The organism is Brachybacterium sp. Marseille-Q7125 (assembly GCF_023062615.1).
Classification (GTDB): domain Bacteria; phylum Actinomycetota; class Actinomycetes; order Actinomycetales; family Dermabacteraceae; genus Brachybacterium.
The window spans coordinates 1-470 of the sequence record NZ_JALLAL010000157.1; the positions used below are offsets into that span (position 1 = coordinate 1).

Genomic DNA, 470 nt, shown 5'->3' on the forward strand with positions numbered 1-470 from the left:
CACTCGGCCAGGACCCGCAGCGAATCGACCTTGCTGGTCGGCTCGATCAACCGCGCGATGACCAGATCACGGAACACCCGATCATCCACCACATCGAACCCCAGACGGGTATACGCACTGGCCAGCACGTCATAGACGAGCCTGGAGGTACTGGAGAGCACCCTCCCTGACGGCGCGGTCTTCGGCCGTTCAGTGACCGCAGGCGCGTGCGTGCGGTCGCTCCAGTCCGCGACATCCTCCACACGCGTGACCGCCCGCGGCACCTCCAGTTCAAGACTCATCTGCTCGCCCTGGAGGATCTGCCCGGCCCGCTCCAGCAGCAGCCCGAGCTCCGCGTCAGTATGCGCAGACCCCACATGCTCGAGTACCTCGAGACGCCCCCGGACCTTCTGCACCACCTGCACGGCCACCGCGCCCGAAGCCGTCCTCACCTTCCGCACGTAGGCCATAGAGCAACGCTACCCGTTAGT

1 pseudogene is annotated in these 470 nt (G+C 66.0%); it reads right to left on the minus strand.

The window, feature by feature from the left end:
* Nucleotides 1-449: pseudogene (locus tag MU407_RS14145) on the minus strand (IS1634 family transposase); the annotation flags it as partial.
* Nucleotides 450-470: the final 21 nt, after the last annotated feature.